This window comes from Sinomonas sp. G460-2, assembly GCF_047759905.1.
Taxonomy (GTDB): Bacteria; Actinomycetota; Actinomycetes; order Actinomycetales; family Micrococcaceae; genus Sinomonas.
Genome location: NZ_JBKZWT010000581.1, coordinates 1 through 532, shown reverse-complemented (window position 1 = coordinate 532; position 532 = coordinate 1). Strand labels below are relative to the sequence as shown.

General features: G+C 71.8%; 1 pseudogene. It reads left to right on the top strand.

Annotation, left to right across the window (positions count from 1 at the left end):
- Window positions 1-532, top strand: a pseudogene (locus tag ACLN58_RS22585) (transketolase); the annotation flags it as partial.

Below are 532 nucleotides of genomic sequence, written 5' to 3'. Positions count from 1 at the left end.
GGACGTCGCCTTCACCGAGGACGTCCTGGCGCGCTACGCGGCGTACGGCTGGCACACCCAGCGCGTGGACTGGACCAAGACCGGCGAGTACGTCGAGGACGTGCCCGAGCTCTACCAGGCGCTCGTCGCCGCGAAGGCCGAGACCGGGCGCCCCTCGATCATCTCGCTGCGCACGATCATCGGCTGGCCGTCTCCGACCAAGCAGAACACCGGCAAGATCCACGGTTCGGCGCTCGGCGGCGACGAGGTCGCGGCCCTCAAGCAGGTCCTGGGCTTCGACCCGGAGAAGTCCTTCGACGTCGACCCCGAGGTGCTCGCCTACACCCGCGGCGCGATCGAGCGCGGCGCGAAGGCCCGTGCAGAGTGGCAGGCGGGCTTCGACGCGTGGGCGTCGGCGAACCCCGAGGCCGCGGCCCTCCAGGAGCGCATCGAGGCGCGGCGTCTCCCCGAGGGCTGGGATGGCTCCGTCCCCGAGTTCCCCGCAGGCAAGGACGTCTCGACCCGCGCTGCATCGGGCAAGGTCCTCAACGCG